The organism is Bradyrhizobium sp. U87765 SZCCT0048, from assembly GCF_018131225.1.
Classification (GTDB): Bacteria; Pseudomonadota; Alphaproteobacteria; order Rhizobiales; family Xanthobacteraceae; genus Bradyrhizobium_A.
The window spans coordinates 871,122-887,135 of the sequence record NZ_JAFCMM010000002.1; the positions used below are offsets into that span (position 1 = coordinate 871,122).

The 16,014-nt window shown below is 65.3% G+C and carries 14 protein-coding genes; 7 read left to right on the forward strand and 7 right to left on the reverse strand.

Going from position 1 to position 16,014, the window contains the following annotated elements:
* Window positions 1-68: 68 nt before the first annotated feature.
* Both JQ639_RS17145 and JQ639_RS17150 read right to left on the reverse strand, forming a co-directional pair.
* Window positions 69-1,310, reverse strand: coding sequence for an ABC transporter substrate-binding protein (locus JQ639_RS17145; RefSeq protein WP_211967311.1), 1,242 nt, complete (start codon window positions 1,308-1,310; stop codon window positions 69-71).
* A 54-nt stretch (window positions 1,311-1,364) separates the two neighbouring features.
* Complete coding sequence (locus tag JQ639_RS17150; RefSeq protein WP_211967312.1) at window positions 1,365-2,174, reverse strand: putative hydro-lyase; 810 nt, start codon at window positions 2,172-2,174, stop codon at window positions 1,365-1,367.
* Between the two features lie 144 nt (window positions 2,175-2,318).
* Here JQ639_RS17150 and JQ639_RS17155 point away from each other — a divergent pair, with 144 nt between their 5' ends.
* On the forward strand, window positions 2,319-3,254 hold the full coding sequence (locus tag JQ639_RS17155) for a LysR family transcriptional regulator (RefSeq protein ID WP_211967313.1): 936 nt from the start codon (window positions 2,319-2,321) through the stop codon (window positions 3,252-3,254).
* Here the strand turns inward: JQ639_RS17155 and JQ639_RS17160 are convergent.
* From JQ639_RS17160 to JQ639_RS17170, 3 genes are all read right to left on the reverse strand, one after another.
* Window positions 3,234-4,157, reverse strand: coding sequence for an amino acid ABC transporter substrate-binding protein (locus tag JQ639_RS17160; protein WP_211967314.1), 924 nt, complete (start codon window positions 4,155-4,157; stop codon window positions 3,234-3,236). The genes JQ639_RS17155 and JQ639_RS17160 overlap by 21 nt on opposite strands.
* Window positions 4,158-4,188: 31 nt before the next feature.
* Complete coding sequence (locus tag JQ639_RS17165) at window positions 4,189-5,475, reverse strand: dicarboxylate/amino acid:cation symporter (RefSeq protein ID WP_211967315.1); 1,287 nt, start codon at window positions 5,473-5,475, stop codon at window positions 4,189-4,191.
* A gap of 186 nt (window positions 5,476-5,661) precedes the next feature.
* The gene (locus tag JQ639_RS17170) at window positions 5,662-6,102 is read right to left on the reverse strand and encodes a MarR family winged helix-turn-helix transcriptional regulator (protein ID WP_211967923.1); all 441 of its coding nucleotides are present in this window, start codon (window positions 6,100-6,102) and stop codon (window positions 5,662-5,664) included.
* 221 nt (window positions 6,103-6,323) lie between these two features.
* Here JQ639_RS17170 and JQ639_RS17175 point away from each other — a divergent pair, with 221 nt between their 5' ends.
* The 5 genes from JQ639_RS17175 to JQ639_RS17195 all read left to right on the forward strand — a co-directional run bounded on the left by JQ639_RS17175 (window position 6,324) and on the right by JQ639_RS17195 (window position 12,812).
* Window positions 6,324-6,749, forward strand: coding sequence for an organic hydroperoxide resistance protein (locus JQ639_RS17175; protein WP_211967316.1), 426 nt, complete (start codon window positions 6,324-6,326; stop codon window positions 6,747-6,749).
* Between the two features lie 119 nt (window positions 6,750-6,868).
* Window positions 6,869-7,870, forward strand: coding sequence for an NADP-dependent oxidoreductase (locus JQ639_RS17180; RefSeq protein ID WP_211967317.1), 1,002 nt, complete (start codon window positions 6,869-6,871; stop codon window positions 7,868-7,870).
* 187 nt (window positions 7,871-8,057) lie between these two features.
* Window positions 8,058-9,965, forward strand: a complete 1,908-nt coding sequence (locus JQ639_RS17185) for a potassium transporter Kup (protein WP_211967318.1) — start codon at window positions 8,058-8,060, stop codon at window positions 9,963-9,965.
* A gap of 246 nt (window positions 9,966-10,211) precedes the next feature.
* Window positions 10,212-11,402 (forward strand): GGDEF domain-containing protein, encoded by a 1,191-nt coding sequence (locus JQ639_RS17190; RefSeq protein ID WP_211967319.1) that lies wholly within the window; start codon window positions 10,212-10,214, stop codon window positions 11,400-11,402.
* A 162-nt stretch (window positions 11,403-11,564) separates the two neighbouring features.
* Complete coding sequence (locus JQ639_RS17195) at window positions 11,565-12,812, forward strand: GGDEF domain-containing protein (RefSeq protein WP_249123277.1); 1,248 nt, start codon at window positions 11,565-11,567, stop codon at window positions 12,810-12,812.
* A 15-nt stretch (window positions 12,813-12,827) separates the two neighbouring features.
* Here the strand turns inward: JQ639_RS17195 and JQ639_RS17200 are convergent, their stop codons facing one another.
* Both JQ639_RS17200 and JQ639_RS17205 read right to left on the reverse strand, forming a co-directional pair.
* Entirely contained in the window at window positions 12,828-13,787 is a 960-nt protein-coding gene (locus JQ639_RS17200) for an NAD(P)H-dependent flavin oxidoreductase (protein ID WP_256443045.1), read from the reverse strand.
* A 77-nt stretch (window positions 13,788-13,864) separates the two neighbouring features.
* Window positions 13,865-14,638, reverse strand: coding sequence for an acetoacetate decarboxylase (locus JQ639_RS17205; RefSeq protein ID WP_211967321.1), 774 nt, complete (start codon window positions 14,636-14,638; stop codon window positions 13,865-13,867).
* A gap of 194 nt (window positions 14,639-14,832) precedes the next feature.
* Here JQ639_RS17205 and JQ639_RS17210 point away from each other — a divergent pair, with 194 nt between their 5' ends.
* The gene (locus tag JQ639_RS17210) at window positions 14,833-15,993 is read left to right on the forward strand and encodes a patatin-like phospholipase family protein (protein WP_211967322.1); all 1,161 of its coding nucleotides are present in this window, start codon (window positions 14,833-14,835) and stop codon (window positions 15,991-15,993) included.
* Window positions 15,994-16,014 lie beyond the last annotated feature (21 nt).

A 16,014-nucleotide genomic window follows, 5' to 3' on the forward strand; every position in this document is an offset into this window, starting at 1 on the left:
GAGGACAATACCGTGCCAGAAATCGGGAGGCGCCGAACGTTCGGCCGGCGCCTCCTTGTGTGGGACGATCAGGCGTTCATCGGCCACAGCGGCTCCGCGACCGCGACCGCGGACGGGAAGATCGTGACGAACTTGCCGCCGATGTACTGGATCAGCACCGGATCGGCGTCGGCATTCTGGCCATCGGCGCCGAACTTGACGCGCTTCCATGGCATGATGGTGCGCTCGCCCGGGATGTCGGTCGCCGCGAGCGCGGCGCGGATGTTCTCGCCGTCGGTCGACTTGGCCCGGTCGATGGCGTCCGCCAGCACCAGGATCGCCATCAGCTGGCGCGAGGTGTTGTCGTTGAGGTCGCGGCCGGCGCGGGCCTTGAACATCTCGTTGACCTTGAAGATCGCAGGGCGCTTTTGCGCCATGTCGAGCGAAAAGCTGGCCCGCGAGATCAGGCCGACCGACTTGTCGGCGACGGCGTCGAAATAGGCCTTGTCGGCAAAGCCCGCGGCCTGGGCGAGGATGTTCTTCGGCTTGTAGCCGAGCTCGTCCATGGTCTTGACCAGCAGGATGGCGTCGGTGGTGTAGCTCGACGGCATCAGCACGTCGGGATTGGCGGACTTGAGCTGCTGGACCTCGGCGGTCAGCGACGGCGAGTTCGACTTGTACTTGATGTCGGCGACGATCTTGTAGCCGCGCTCCGCGGCGAGCTTGCGCTGGACGTTCGAGGAGTCGGTGCCGAAAATGGTGTCCTCGAAGAAGATGCCGATGGTCTCGACCTTCTTGCCGGCCTTTTTCTGGGCGTCGAGGAAGTCGAACATCGCCGCGGTGAACATCTCGTCATGGGCGGCGGGACGGAAGAAGAACTTCAGCCCCCGGGTGTGCAGGCTCGGCGAGGAGGAATCGGCGGCGACATAGGGCACGCTGTAGCGCTCGCAGGCAACGCTGGCGGTCGACGATGCCGAGGAGTGGAACGCGCCGGCGATGGCGACGACCTTCTCCTGGGTGATCAGGCGCTCGGCCTCGGCACGCGCTTTCTGCGGATCGCCCTGATGATCGGCGAACACCAGCTTGATCCTGGCGTTGCCGAGCCCGGCGAGGCCGGCATTCTTCGCCGTCGGAAGATCGAGGTCATGGGCGTTGTTGACGATGTCGACGGCGGTTTCCAGCGCATGCTTGGCGTCCGTGCCGACCTGGGCGCTGGCACCGGTGAACGGCCAGATCGCGCCGATCGCGATCTCCCCGCCGGACTGGGCGAACGCGCGCGTCCCGAGCAGGGACAGTGCGGCGCCGGACAACAAGACCTCACGACGATTCATCGAAGAGACTCCTGAAAGTTGAGGACGCCGTGCAGCGGCGCCTATTCGCTTGTTTTACTGGATGGCGAATTCCGTATTGCGGCGGTCGGTGACCAGCATGGCCCCCGGCGCGTGGGTAATGGCGAAGTCTGGACGCGACTGCAGAATGATCGACTGTGGCGTGACGCCGCACGCCCAGAACACCGGCACCTCGCCAGGACGGATGGTCACTGCGTCGCCATAGTCCGGCTTGCCGACGTCCGCGATGCCGATCTGCGAGGGGTCGCCGAAATGCACCGGCGCGCCGTGCACGGACGGAAAGCGCGTGGTGATCTGGATGGCGCGGATCGCATCCTTCGGCTTGAACGGCCGCATCGACACCACCATCGGTCCGGAGAACGGACCGGCGGCCGCGCAGGGCACATTGGTGCGGTACATCGGCACGTTGCGGCGCTCCTCGATGTGGCGGATGCCGAGGCCGTCGGCCATCAACGCTTCCTCGAAGGAGAACGAGCAGCCGATGACGAAAGCGACGAGATCCTTGCGCCAGTGCGCCATGATGTCGGTCGGCTCTTCCACCAGTTCGCCGTCGCGCCACACCCGGTAGCGCGGCAGGTCGGTGCGGATGTCAAGGTCGAGCCCGAGGGCCGGGATGCGAGGATCGCCGACTTCGGACATGCCGACGATGGGGCACGGCTTGGGATTGAGCTGGCAGAAGCGCAGGAAATCGGCGGCGAGCCGCTCCGGCAGGATGGCGAGGTTACCCTGTACATAGCCGAGAGCGACGTTGGCGGTCGGCCCCGTGATCTGGCCGGTGCGGCAGGCGAGACGGGCCTCCCGGCTGGCAAGTGGATGGTCGCTGGGGGCGGACAGGGTCGTCGACATCGGCGCTTCCATTCTGAATTCGTCCCGATCGTTGCAAGGATCGTTCCTCTCGACAAAGGACCACCGCCCTACGATAATGTCTAATCGTCTTTTTGGATCGATATCGATAAACGAAACTTATCTATCGGCAGGCGGGCGCGACGCATGGTCGACTTCAAGAACCTCGAGACCTTCGTCTGGGTGGTCACGCTGGGCAGCTTCCGCGGCGCGGCACACAAGCTCAACACCACCCAGCCTGCGATCTCGCAGCGCATCGCCCAGCTCGAGGAGGAAATGGGCGTCAAGCTGCTGCAGCGCGACAACCGCGCCGTGCTGCCGACGCCGAGCGGTCGCCAGATGATGCTCTATGCCGAGCGGCTGATCGGCCTGCGCGCCGAAATGCTCGCTGCCGTGCGCGACCGCACCGCGATGCGCGGCGTGCTGCGCCTCGGCGTTTCCGAAACCATCGTCCACACTTGGCTGTCGCAGCTGATCAAGGACGTCAACATCGCCTACCCTCACCTCTCGCTGGAGATCGAGGTCGACATCACGCCCAACCTGCGCGCCCGCCTGCTGGCCCAGGAAATCGATCTTGCGTTCCTGCTGGGGCCGATCACCGCCCCGACGGTGCGCAACCGCGTGTTATGCGAATATCCCAACGCCTTCGTGGCGAGCCCGGCGCTGAGCCTCGGCGGCAAGGTGATGACCGCCCATGACCTCGCGCAGTATCCAATCATCACCTTCCCGCGCAAGACGCAGCCCTACGAGCTGATCCGCTCGCTGTTCAACCGTTCGGACCTGCCATCGGTGCGGCTGCACGCCAGCGCCTCGCTTGCCACCGTGATCCACATGGCGATCGAGGGAATCGGCATCGCCGTCATACCCACCGCCATCGTCGAGAACGAGATCGCCGAAGGACGTCTGGAAATGCTGACGACCGAAATCTCCATTCCATCGCTGACGTTTTCCGCGAGCTGGCTGGCCTCGCCGGACGCGCTCGCTGTCGAGCTGGTGGCCCAGATCGCCGTCGACCTCGCGCAACGCCCGCAGCTGCCGCCGGGCAAGGGCAGACGGCGTGCGCTATCGGGCGCCGCCGGCTGATCCGTCGAGGGCGCGAAAGCTGTCCTCGAGCTGGGCCGAGATCGGCACGTCGAGCTTCTCTCCGGTCGGCAGGCGAGCGACGAACCACTTCTTATAGAGCGGCAGCAGGTCCTGGTTGGTCGCGAGCTTGCGCATCGCCTGCTCGACGAGATCTGCGACCTGCGGCTCGCCCTTGCGGAACATGATGCCGTAGGGATCGTAGGACAGGTAATCGCCGGCGACGCGGAACCTGTCCTGCGACTTGTGGCGCGCGATCAGGCCGTAGAGCAGGATGTCGTCGGTGGCGAAGGCGTCCGCCTTGCCGTCCACCAGCATCTGATAGGACTGTTCATGGTCGTCGCCGACCAGGAACTTCAGGCCGAGATTGAACTTGGCATCCACCAGATGCATCGCCTGCTCGTTGGTGGTGCCCCTGGTCACCACCACAGTCTTGCCTGCGAGGTCCTTCGGCGCGTTGATCGCCGATGCCTTCGGCACCATCAGCTTGGTGCCGGAGACATAGATCATCGGCGAGAACGCCACCTGCTTGCCGCGCTCGGCATTCGCCGTGGTCGAACCGCATTCGAAATCGATCTGCTTCTGCAGCAAGGCCGGAATGCGATTGTCCGACGTCACCTTGACATAGTCGATCTTCAGGTCGGTCTCGTCGATCGCGGCCGCGATCTCCTCGACGATCGCCTCGCAGATCTCGAGGCTGTAACCGATCGGGCGGTTGGCATGGTCGAGAAAGGACAGCGGCGGCGAACTCTCGCGATAGCCGAGCCGCACCGAGCGGGTGGCCTTGATGTTGGCGAGGGTGGGGCTGAGCCCCCCCTCGGTCTGGGCGGCGCCGGGCACCGGCAACGCCAGCGCGGCGGCCAGAAGGCAGGCCGCACCGAGCGTCTTGATCAGCATTGCACGCATCGATCGATCCCCCGACGGACGAAGCCGCGTCTCAGGCCGGCACCGGCTCCCCGGGGATCGCGCTTGGCGGCACCACATCGTCCGGCCGCAGTTCGTGCTCTGGCGCGAGCTCGCCTTCCCACTTGGCGACAACCGCGGTGGCCAGCGAATTGCCGATGACATTGGTCGCGCTGCGCCCCATGTCGAGGAAGGTGTCGATGCCCATGATCATCAGCAGCCCCGCCTCCGGGATGTTGAACTGCGACAGCGTCGAGGCGATTACCACCAGTGACGCCCGCGGCACGCCGGCCACGCCCTTCGACGTGATCATCAGCGTCGCCAGCATGGCGAGCTGCGTCCCCAGCGACATCTCGATATGATAGGACTGCGCGATGAAGATACTGGCGAACGTGCAGTACATCATGGTGCCGTCGAGATTGAACGAATACCCGAGCGGCAGCACGAAGCTCGATATCCGCGACGACGCGCCGAACTTGTTCAATCCCTCCAGCGTCTTCGGGTATGCCGCCTCCGAACTCGCGGTCGAGAACGCGATCATCAGCGGCTCGCGGATCAACCGCAACAGGTGGGCATAGCGCGGGCCGATCACGACGAACCCGACGACGATCAGGATCGCCCACAGGATCAGCAGCGACAGATAGAAGCCGCCCATGAACACGATCAGCTTCCACAGCACGCCGAGACCGTTCTTGGCGACCGTCGCCGTGACCGCCGCCCACACCGCGAGCGGCGCGAACAGCATGACGTAGCTCGTCACTTTCAGCATGATGTGGCCGAGATCGTCGATCAGCGCCAGCATCGGCTTGGAACGTTCGGGCATCGCGCCCATCGCCACCGAGAAGAACACGGCGAAGATCACGATCTGCAGGATCTCGTTCTGCGCCATCGCATCGGCGATCGAGGTCGGAATGAGGTGGGTGAGGAACTTCTCCAGCGAGAACGCCGACACCGGCAGGCCGGTCGACTGCGTCGCTGCCGGCAGCGTGCCGGGGAAGTTGGCGCCGGGCTTGAGGATGTTGACCATCACGAGGCCGAGCAGCAGCGAGACGAACGACGCCGTGATGAACCAGCCCATGGTCTTGGCAAAGATGCGCCCGAGCTTGGAGCCGCTGCCCATGTGGGCGATGCCGCCAACCAGCGTCGCGAACACCAGCGGCGCGATGATCATCTTGATCAGGCGCAGGAACAGCATCGCGATCAGGTTGATGCTGGAAGCGACTTCGGCGCGCGTGTCAGGCAGATACTGGTAGATCGCGGTGCCGATCACAATGCCGAGCACCATCGCGAAGAGAATGTAGCGAGTAAACTTATTGGACATTGCCAAGTACTCCCCAATCCCGACACCGGCGAGTATGACGAAAATTTTAAACGGGGCAACCGCGTTCGCGCGCAGCAGTGGCCGCGTCGCCATGAATGCGATGCGCATCGCAGCATGTCGGCCAGGTTCCCGCCGATGGCGCAGGCGGCGTCACGACGCCGTGCTCAATCGCTGATCGGCCGGCGATCAACCGGCCCGCTCCGCCGTCTTGCGGCCGCTGCGCAGGCCGTTCGCGGCACGCTTGAGCTTGTTGCGCAGCGTCGAGAGGCCAGCGACATCGAGGCCGGCCGCGCACATCAGTGCCGCCGGGATCTCCCGCGCCTTCTCGCGGAACGCGCGCCCTTTATCGGTCAGCGACACGCGCACGACGCGTTCGTCGCCGGTGTCTCGGCGGCGCTCGATCCAGCCGGCAGCTTCCATCCGTTTCAGCAGCGGCGTCAAGGTGCCGCTGTCGAGAAACAGCGGTTCACCCAGTTGCTTCACGGTGCGATCGTCCTGCTCCCACAACTGCAGCAGCACGAGGTATTGCGGGTAGGTCAGTCCCTGCGGCTCCAGGAACGGCTTGTAGGCCTGGGTGAAAGCGTGGCCGGCGGCATAGACCGCGAAGCACAGCTGGTTGTCCAGCATCTGCTCCGGCGGCACGCTGGCCGCCGCAACCTTTTTCCTGGTCGAGGGCTTGTTCAACGATCTGGCTCCTGGAGGCGGACAGCCTGCGCGATTCGAACCGGCAGGTCCAACGTTGCCCCTCTTGACAGAATATAGGACGCAATTAGATTGCGCACAATGCAATTGCGGCCGAAGGCCTGTTGCAGGCGATTTCAGCTTCCTCCCAGCCAAGGACGTCTCCCATGTCTCTGCAGAAGGTGGTCTATCAGGCTCATGCCACGGCAACCGGCGGCCGCGACGGCCGCGCCGTGTCCTCCGACAACGTGCTCGACGTGAAACTCGCGACGCCGCGCGAGATGGGCGGCGCCGGCGGCGTCGGCACCAATCCGGAGCAGCTGTTCGCGGCGGGCTATTCGGCCTGCTTCCTCGGCGCCCTCAAGTTCGTCGCGGGCCGCGAGAAGGTCGCGATCCCGGACACCACCACCGTCGAGGGCACGGTGGGCTTCGGCCCGGTCCCCAACGGCTTTGGCATCGAGGCCGAACTCAAGGTCACGATTCCCGGACTGCCGCACGACCAAGCGGAAGCGCTGGTGCACAAGGCCCATCAGGTGTGCCCGTATTCCAACGCCACGCGTAACAACATCGACGTCCGCCTCGTCGTCGCCTGACGGGACCGGCAATCCCGCACATGGCCGGGCCTTGCGCTCCGCCATGTGCGCTGCGGCCCATTTCATCGCTCGCGGAAATGATCTAGCGTTCCCCGAAAGACAGCATCGGGAGAAACGCCATGGCCGCCACCGTCAACCGCCAGATTCTGCTGGTCGAGAAGCCCGCCGGCAAGCTTGGGCAAGAACATTTCCGCCTCGCGGAAGGCGCGATCCCCGAACCGAAGGACGGCGAAGTCCTGCTGCGTGTGCGCTTCATTTCCCTCGACGCCGCCAACCGCGCCTGGATGCATGGCGCGACCTACCGCTCGGCGGTGGAGGCCAACACGGTGATGGCCGGCGGCGGCATCGCCGAAGTCATTCGCTCGAATGACCCGAACTTTGCTCCCGGCGACATCGTGTTCGGCGACACCGGCTGGCAAGACTACGCCGTCGTGCGCGGCAAGCATCTCACCAAGATGCCGAAGATCGAGCCGCTAACCTATCTTCTCAGCGTTTACGGCATCGCGGGCCTCACCGCCTATTTCGGCCTGCTCAATGTCGGCCGCCCGAAAGCCGGCGAGACCGTGGTGGTCTCCGCCGCCGCCGGATCGGTCGGATCGATCGTCGGCCAGATCGCCCGGATCAAGGGGTGCCGTGTCGTCGGCATCGCCGGTGGCACCGAGAAATGCCAATGGCTGACCGGCGAACTCGGCTTCGACGCGGCCGTCGACTACAAGTCCGGCCCCGTTTTCAAGCAGCTCAAGACCGCAGCTCCCAACGGCATCGACGTGTATTTCGACAATGTCGGCGGCGACATTCTCGAGGCCTGCCTGCCCCAGATGAACCTGTTCGGCCGCATCGCATGTTGCGGCGCCGTCTCGCAGTATGACGGCGCTCCGTCGGTCCACGGACCGCGCGGCGTCCCCGGCCTGATCGTGGTGAAGCGCCTGACCATGCAGGGCTTCATTGTGATGGATTATGACAACCAGCGTGGCGAAGCCCTTGCCGAGTTGCAATCCTGGGTCGCCTCCGGCCAGCTCAAGGTCCAGGAAGACGTCATCTCTGGCCTCGAAAACACGCCCCAGGCGCTGATCGGCCTTCTGGCCGGCGACAACCGCGGCAAGCGCATGGTCAGGCTCTGACACGGCCGCGCCGTTCATCATCCTGTCAGCGACGACAGCTGGATGACGATCGCGCAACCGCTCGGTGAATGGCGCGATCCGCAGGCAATCGCCGCCGCATCCCCTAGCAATTTGAATGGAGCGGCGGCAGACTGGCGTTGTGATCGACCGATCTGATCGGCGGACGGCGTTCTGAGCGAGGGAAGCGATGACCACGACCCATGCCGACACTTCGCAAAGTCGCAATGGCCTGCCGCTCGCGGCGACCCTCGGTGCCCTCGGCGTGGTCTACGGCGACATCGGCACCAGCCCTCTCTACGCTCTCAAGGAAGCCGCCAAGGCGGCGGCGCATGGCGGCCCGCTCGCCCCCGACGCCGTCCTCGGCGTCGCCTCGCTGATCCTCTGGGCGCTGATCACCATCATCTCTCTCAAGTACGCGCTGCTGATCCTGCGCGCCGATAATCGCGGTGAAGGCGGCATCGTCGCACTGCTGGCGCTGCTGTCGGCGCGCAACGCCCGGCCAGGAACCTGGCGTGCCCATCTCCTGCTGGTCGGTCTCGTCGGCGCGGCGCTTCTCTATGGCGATGGCGCGATCACGCCGGCCATCTCGGTGCTCAGCGCTGTCGAAGGCCTCAAGGTCGACGCACCGTCGCTCGCCCCGGCCGTCGTGCCCCTGACGGTCGTCATCCTGATCGGCCTGTTCATCATGCAGAAGAAAGGCACTGGCTTCATCGGCGGCATCTTCGGACCGGTGATGCTGTGCTGGTTCTTTGCCATCGGCCTGCTCGGCATCTATGGTATCGCCCATTCGCCAGGCGTTCTGGTCGCGCTCAGCCCGTACTATGCCGTCGACTTCCTGCTGCATCAGGATTTCCACATCAGCTTCGCCATTCTCGGCGCCGCGTTTCTGGCGGTGACTGGCGGCGAGGCGATGTATGCCGACATGGGCCATTTCGGCCGCATGCCCATCCGCCTCGCCTGGTTCGCAATCGCGCTGCCGGCGCTCGTACTCAACTATTTCGGCCAGGCCGGACTGCTGATTTCCGATCCGACCGCCATCGACAATCCGTTCTACCAGCTGTCGCCGGACTGGGCGCACTACCCGCTGGTGGCGTTCGCGACGCTTGCCACGGTCATCGCGTCGCAGGCGATCATTTCCGGCGCGTTCTCGCTGACCCAGCAATCGATTCAACTGGGCTTCCTGCCCCGGATGCAGATCCGCCACACCGCGAGCCACGAGATCGGCCAGATCTATGTGCCGCTGGTGAACTGGCTGCTCGCGGCTGCGACCCTCGGCGCCGTGCTTGGCTTTGGCACGTCGGATGCGCTGGCCGGCGCCTACGGCATCGCCGTGTCGCTGCTGATGGCGATCACCACGCTGCTGGCGGCACTGGTCGCGATCCAGTGGGGCTACCCGCCGATCATCGTCATTGCCGTCAACGGCTTCTTCTTCGTCATCGACTGCATTTTCTTCGCCGCCAATGGCACCAAGCTGTTCGAGGGCGGCTGGTTCCCGCTGTTGCTGGCTGGCGCCGTCGCCTTCCTGATGCTGACCTGGCGCAGCGGCGTGCGCCTCGTCGAAGCGGCCCGCGCCAAACTGCGCCAGCCGGAAGAGGAACTGATCGAAACCGCCGTCAGCAAGTGCCAGGCGCGCCTGCCGGGCGCCGCGGTCTTTCTGGCGTCCTCACCTCACGGCGTGCCGCTGGCGCTGACGCAGTTCGTCAAGCACAACCATGCGCTGCATGAGCGGGTGCTGATCGTCACCGTGCTGATCGAGGAAGCGCCCCGAATCCCCGACGCCGAACGGGTCGAGATCGTCGAAATCGTGCCGGGCATCACCCGCGTGATCCTGCACTTCGGCTTCATGCAATACCCGACCATTTCCGAAGGTCTCGATCTCGCCTGCCGGCAAGGCAAACTGCCGGGCCTCGATCTCGACGACGTCAGCTACTACATCGGCCGCGAGACCATCATCCCCACCGAGAAAGTCGCCGGCATGGCGGTGTGGCGCGAAAGCGTGTTCGCGTTCCTGCAGCGCAATGCCGAACGCTCGGCTGCGTTCTTCGGCGTCCCGACCAAGCAGGTGGTCGAGTTCGGCACCGAGATCGAGATCTAGCCCGATCGAGATCTCGCCCGGCGCCTGACGCGCAAACGGTTAACCATCGCGCCGGATGCGGCCGGCGTGCGCTGCTTGCCGCCGGGCTACAATTTTCATCAATTGAAAACCACTGCCACGCCTTCAGGCAACTGGTCAGGCTTTCTTAAAAGCTGGACCGACATGATGGAACCGGTACTTCCGAACCATCGGATGTCCCGGTTCGCGGCAACGACCGTCGGACCGACAGGTGACAGGGCGGCGATCATGCAGTTGAGTGCGCAGACACTCCAAATCGTGTTTCTTGCGAACTTCATCGCGCTCGCCGTGGTGTGGGGGTATGTCGCGCATAGCTATCCCAGCCTGATCCCCGCAAAATTCTGGGCTGCTTCGACCTTCGTCGCCACCGCCAGCGCGCTGGTGTCGCTGCTGCGCCCGGTCATGGATCCGGTGTTTCCGGTCGTCGTCGGCAACAGCATGATGCTGCTGGCGTGCTGCCTCGCCTGGGCCGGCATCCGCCAGTTCTACGGCCTGTCGATGCCGGTGCGCTCCAGTGCCGCCGTCATCGCGGCCGCAGCAGTGCTGTTGACCGTGCTCACCGTGGTGTACGACGACATCAACCTTCGGATCGCCGTGTTCTCCGCCGCCGAATGCATCCCGCTTGGCCTTGCGCTGCGCGACCTGCGCACGCGGCCGAGCGCACACAAAAGCCCGGGCGCCGACCTCGCCAGCGGCATGCTCGCCTGCATCATGCTGATTCACGCCGTGCGTTCGGTATGCAGCCTGCTCGGCTATGGCGGTCCGGTCTCCGTGAGCAACTTCAATGGCGTCCAGGCGGTTGCCTTCACACTGCTGATCTTCACGTCGATGATGGCCAACTTCGGGTTCGTCCTGATGGCGATCGACCGCCTGCGTGGCGAGGTCGCCGGCCTTGCCCTCGTCGACGACCTCACCGGCATCGCCAACCGCCGGCACTTCAGCCTGCGCCTCAAGGAAGCCTGCAGCCGCGCCGGCCGCCTCGACGAGCCGTTCGCGCTTCTGGTCATCGATCTCGACGGCTTCAAGGCGATCAACGACAGCCACGGCCACGGTGCCGGCGACGAATGCCTGCGCACTTTCACCCGCGTCGCCCAGACGCATCTGCGCATCGGCGACATGCTGGCCCGCACCGGCGGCGACGAATTCGGCGTCATTCTACCCTCGACCAGCCTGAGCGAGGCGGCGCTGGTCGCGCGCAATCTGGTCAAGGCCTGCCGCAACAACGCCGTGCACTGGAACGGCCAGCAGCTTTCCCTCACCGCCAGCATCGGCATTGCGGTGTGGTCGGGAACCATCGCCGGCGATGTCCAGAAGCTGATCGCCGAAGCCGATCACGCATTGTATGTCGCCAAGAAACAGGGCCGCGACCGCCTCGCGGTGCACGAGCAGGTCGCCGCGCCCCTGCGCAAGAGCGCCTGATCCGGCCTCGCCAACCCCCATCGACCGCAACGCGGTCCATGACCGACAATTGGAGCGATCATCTTCACGAAGGAGTAGCCATGCCCATTCCGCGCGGCGGACCGGTGAAGGAATGTTAAGCGCTTGAGCGCGACAGTGAGGCCGATATCGGGAACATCGCCGATGTCGGTCCACGGCAACGACCGCGGACGCCATCAAGAACGCGAGGCGCCGGTCATGCAACTAAGTGTGCCGACGATTTATGTCGTCATCTTCGCCAACTTTCTCGCACTGAGCGTGGTCTGGCTGCACTTCACGCGCAGCTATCCCAACTTTGTCGCGGCCAGGTTCTGGACGGCATCGACCTCGATCGCCGCGCTCGGCGCAGCGTTCTCCTTCACCCGCGGCTTGATGAACCCCCTGTTGGCGATCCTCGTCGGCAACGGCATGCTGATCTTCGCCGCCGGCCTCGCCTGGATGGGCGTGCGGCGCTTCTACGGCCAGCCGATCCCCTGGCGCAGCAGCATTGTCATCACCGCCATGTCGGTCTGCGCGCTCGGGGCGCTCACCGTCTTCTACGACGACATTCGCATGCGCATCGCCGTCTATTCGATCGGCCAGTGCATTCCGCTGGCGATGGCCGCCGCCGAACTGCTGTCGCCGCGCGAGGGTCGCCGCAGCCCCGGCGCCAAGCTCGCCGCGGTGATGCTGATCCTGCTGTCCATCACCCATGGTCTACGCCTGCTGGTCAGCATGAGCCGGATCGACGGCGTGATCGCTCTCGTCGACTTCAACGGTTTCCAGGCGGCGTGCCTGCTGATCATGGTGTTCGCGGGGATGATGGCCAATTTCGGCTTCGTGCTGATGGCGATCGACCGCCTCCGCGCCGAAGTCGCCGATCTCGCCCTGATCGACGACCTGACCGGCATCGCCAACCGCCGCCACTTCCTGGTTCGCCTGTCGGAATCCTGCGCCCGTGCCAGCCGCGCCAACGAGCCCTTCGCGCTGCTGACGCTGGACATCGACGGCTTCAAGGCGATCAACGACAGCTATGGGCACGCCGCCGGCGACGAATGCCTGCGGCTGTTCACCCGCACGGTGCAGTCGCGGCTGCGGGTGGACGATCTTTTCGCCCGCTCCGGCGGCGACGAATTCTGCGTCATCCTGCCGGCGACCAGCCTGAGCGACGCCGCGCTGGTGGCACGTAACCTGATCAAGGCCTGCCGCAAGATTCATGTCGCCTGGAACGGCCAGACGATCCCGCTGACCACCAGTGTCGGCATCGCCATCTGGTCCAGCGACGTCGGGCGGGATGCCCAGCAGTTGATTGCGGCGGCCGACAAGGCGCTGTACATCGCCAAGAAGCAGGGGCGCGATCGCCTCGCCGTGCATGAGGAACTTCCCGCCCGGCTGCTGCGCGAGACCGCCTGAAGACGAAGCGCCGCATCAGCCCCGTGCGGCCTCGTACTCGGACGCCGTGCGCGCCACCAGATCAGCCACCGACGGAACATCCCGCACGCCGGACGTCGCGTGGCCGGCGCTCCAGATGTCCCGCCAGCGTCTGGGCTGGCTCTCACGGGCACCGACATCGATATCCCGGGCAATATCGATCGCACCCCGCTCGGGAAGATTGTCCGGATCGAGGCCCGCCGCCGCGATCGACGGCCTGAGCATGTTGGTCTGCAGCCCGGTGAAGGCGCGCGTCAGCACGATATCGTCGGCTGTGCTCGCGACCAGCATGTCCTTGTAGCGGGCATCCGCCATGCTCTCCGCCGTCGCGATGAAGCGCGTGCCCATGTAAGCGAGATCGCAGCCCAGCACCTCCGCCGCGCGCAGCGCATGCCCGTCACCGACGCCTCCCGCCAGCACCAGCGGCCCGTCGAAGAATTGCCGCACGGCGCGGACGAACGCGAACGGATTGAGCCAGCCGGTCTGGCCTCCCGCCCCCGCCGTGAGCAGCACGAGGCCGTCGGCGCCCGCCGCCACCGCGCGCTCGGCATGGCGGAGGCTGGCGACGTCGGCGAGCACCAGGGCGCCGGCGTCGTGGAGCGGACCGAGCACCGGCGCTGGCGAACCGACGCTGGTGATCACCAACTCCGGCTTGTGGCGCAGCAGCACCGCAAGATCGTCGGCCAGCCGCGGATTGGAGTTGTGGACGATGAGATTGGGGCACAGCGGTGCCGGCGCGTGCCCCCGCACATCGGCAGCGCGCTGCAGGCGGCCATCGATATCGTGCAGCCATTGATCGAGCTGCTCGGCACTGCGGCAGTTGGCCGTCGGAAACGAGCCGACCACGCCATTGTCGCAGGCCGCGGCGACGAGCTCGACGCCCGACACCAGAAACATCGGTGCGGCGATCAGCGGCAGGCGCAGACGGTCCGCGAAGCGCGAAAGCTTTCCGGTCAAGCGCATGTTCCCCAGACTCCGTGGATCGCCACGGAGTCTGGCACAGCCGGAGACGGATGCAAGCCGCCGTCGCCGCCCTATTCGGCAGCGTCGGCCAGTTCACCCGCCTGCTTGTTGTAGTCGAACACGACGCGGCCGTAGGGCAGAGTGAGATCGGCGAGGAAATGCCGCGCACCGATCACCTTGCGCACCGGGAAATCGGCCACCGGCGCGTTGACATGGGGCACCAGATGCAGCCGGCCAGGGCCAGCCCACGAGCCCTTGACCACGATATCGGTGAGGTTGATCGCAACGAGCTGGCAAACCTCCGCCCGGCCGTCGACCCCCGGGATCAGCTTCAAGTTGATCTGGGTCTTTTCCAGCATGGCGCGCGTCGCCTCGCCACTGCCGGCCATCGCCTCGTGCTTGTAACCCATGGTGCCGACCGCCACCTGGGTGCCGGCATATTCCAGCGTGCCCGTCAGGGTGTCCTTGAAGACCTCGAGCTTGGGATGGGCGTACTTCTTGGGAAAGCCCCAGATCTCGCGGCCCGCCGCGATCGGCGGATCATCGTCGAGATACATCTGCGAGACGAAGTTGACTTCCTCGCCGTTGAAGCGCGCGGGAATGACAAGACCGGATTCCGTATAGCTGCCGAAACCGGAGCTGTCCGGCATCTTGATCCATTCATAGTGCACGATCGGCCGCTCGATCGGCTCCAGCGGTTCGGGCAGGCCGGCGCGGATCAGCTCCGGGTCGGTCTCGTAGGTTATGACCAGGAACTCGCGATTGACGAAGCGATAGGGACCGGCCGGGTAGCTCGGGCCGGCGGCCGGCATCGACGGAAGCTTCAGCACATCGTCCTTGCGCATGCGGATCGTCTCCTTGAGCGAACGGGGCGGCTGTCGTGCCTATCCGCTGCAGTTGACGCCGTTGTGAGGAATTTGGTGCAGCCCGATGACAGGACGCACGCCCTACGAAACGTCGGCCAGTTGTCACGACCGCGTCACGACGACGCGGAATGCTGCGCCCGCTCATTTCGGGATCGCCGCCGACGAGGTGCTTCATGGACGCGCGAACGACAGACCCTCATCCACTGGTCTTCCGCGGCTGGCGGCCCGACCGCTGCAATCGCATCGCCCTGGTGCTGCAGGGCGGCGGTGCTCTCGGCGCCTATCAAGCCGGCGTCTACCAGGCGCTGCACGAGGACGGCATCGAGCCGGACTGGGTCTGCGGCGTCTCCATCGGCGCCATCAACTCGGCAATCATCGCCGGCAATCCGCCGGAGCGGCGGCTCGACCGGCTGCGTGAATTCTGGGACCGCATCACCAGCCGCAAGGTCTGGCACTACACGCCGGACGGCGACATCTTCCGCAAGGTGCGCAACAGCGTCAGCTCATATCTCACGACCACGCTGGGCCAGCCCGGCTTCTTCCGGCCGCACAACGTCAGCCCGTGGCTGAGCCCCGCCGGTGCGCGCACCGCGACCAGCTACTACGACACGACGCCGCTGCACGCCACGCTGCTGGATCTCGTCGACTTCGACCTGATCAACGCCCGCAAGATGCATTTTGCCGTCGGCGCCGTGAACGTGCTGACCGGCAACTTTCTCTACTTTGACAACAAGAAGGAAGTCATCGGACCCGAACACGTGATGGCGAGCGGTGCGCTGCCTCCAGCCCTGCCGATGGTCAAGATCGGCACCGATCATTTCTGGGATGGCGGCATCGTGTCCAACACGCCGCTGCAGCATCTGCTCGACCAGCAGGACAAGACCAATTCGCTGGTATTCCAGGTCGACCTGTTCAGCGCGCGCGGCATGCTGCCGCGCGACATCCAGGAGGTTCTGGCCCGGCACAAGGACATCGTCTACTCCTCGCGCACCCGCCACAACACCGACATCTATCGCCGCGAGAACAATCTCAAGGCGGACCTCTACCGCGCACTCAACAAGATTCCCGACCACCAGCTCGGCGAGCGCGAGCGCGAACTGCGCGACAGCCTCAGGGATCTGCCGGAAATCACGATCCTGCAGCTGATCTACCAGCAGAAGGCCTACGAAGGCCACGCCAAGGACTACGAGTTCTCGGCGACATCGATGCGCGAGCACTGGCAGAGCGGCCTCGAGGACACCCGCCGCACCCTCAAACGTCGCGACTGGCTGGAGCTGCCCGAACCCGGCACCGGCATCGTGGTGCATGACGTGCACCGGGAGAACGGCTACTGACGGAGCGCTGCGGCCGGCGCG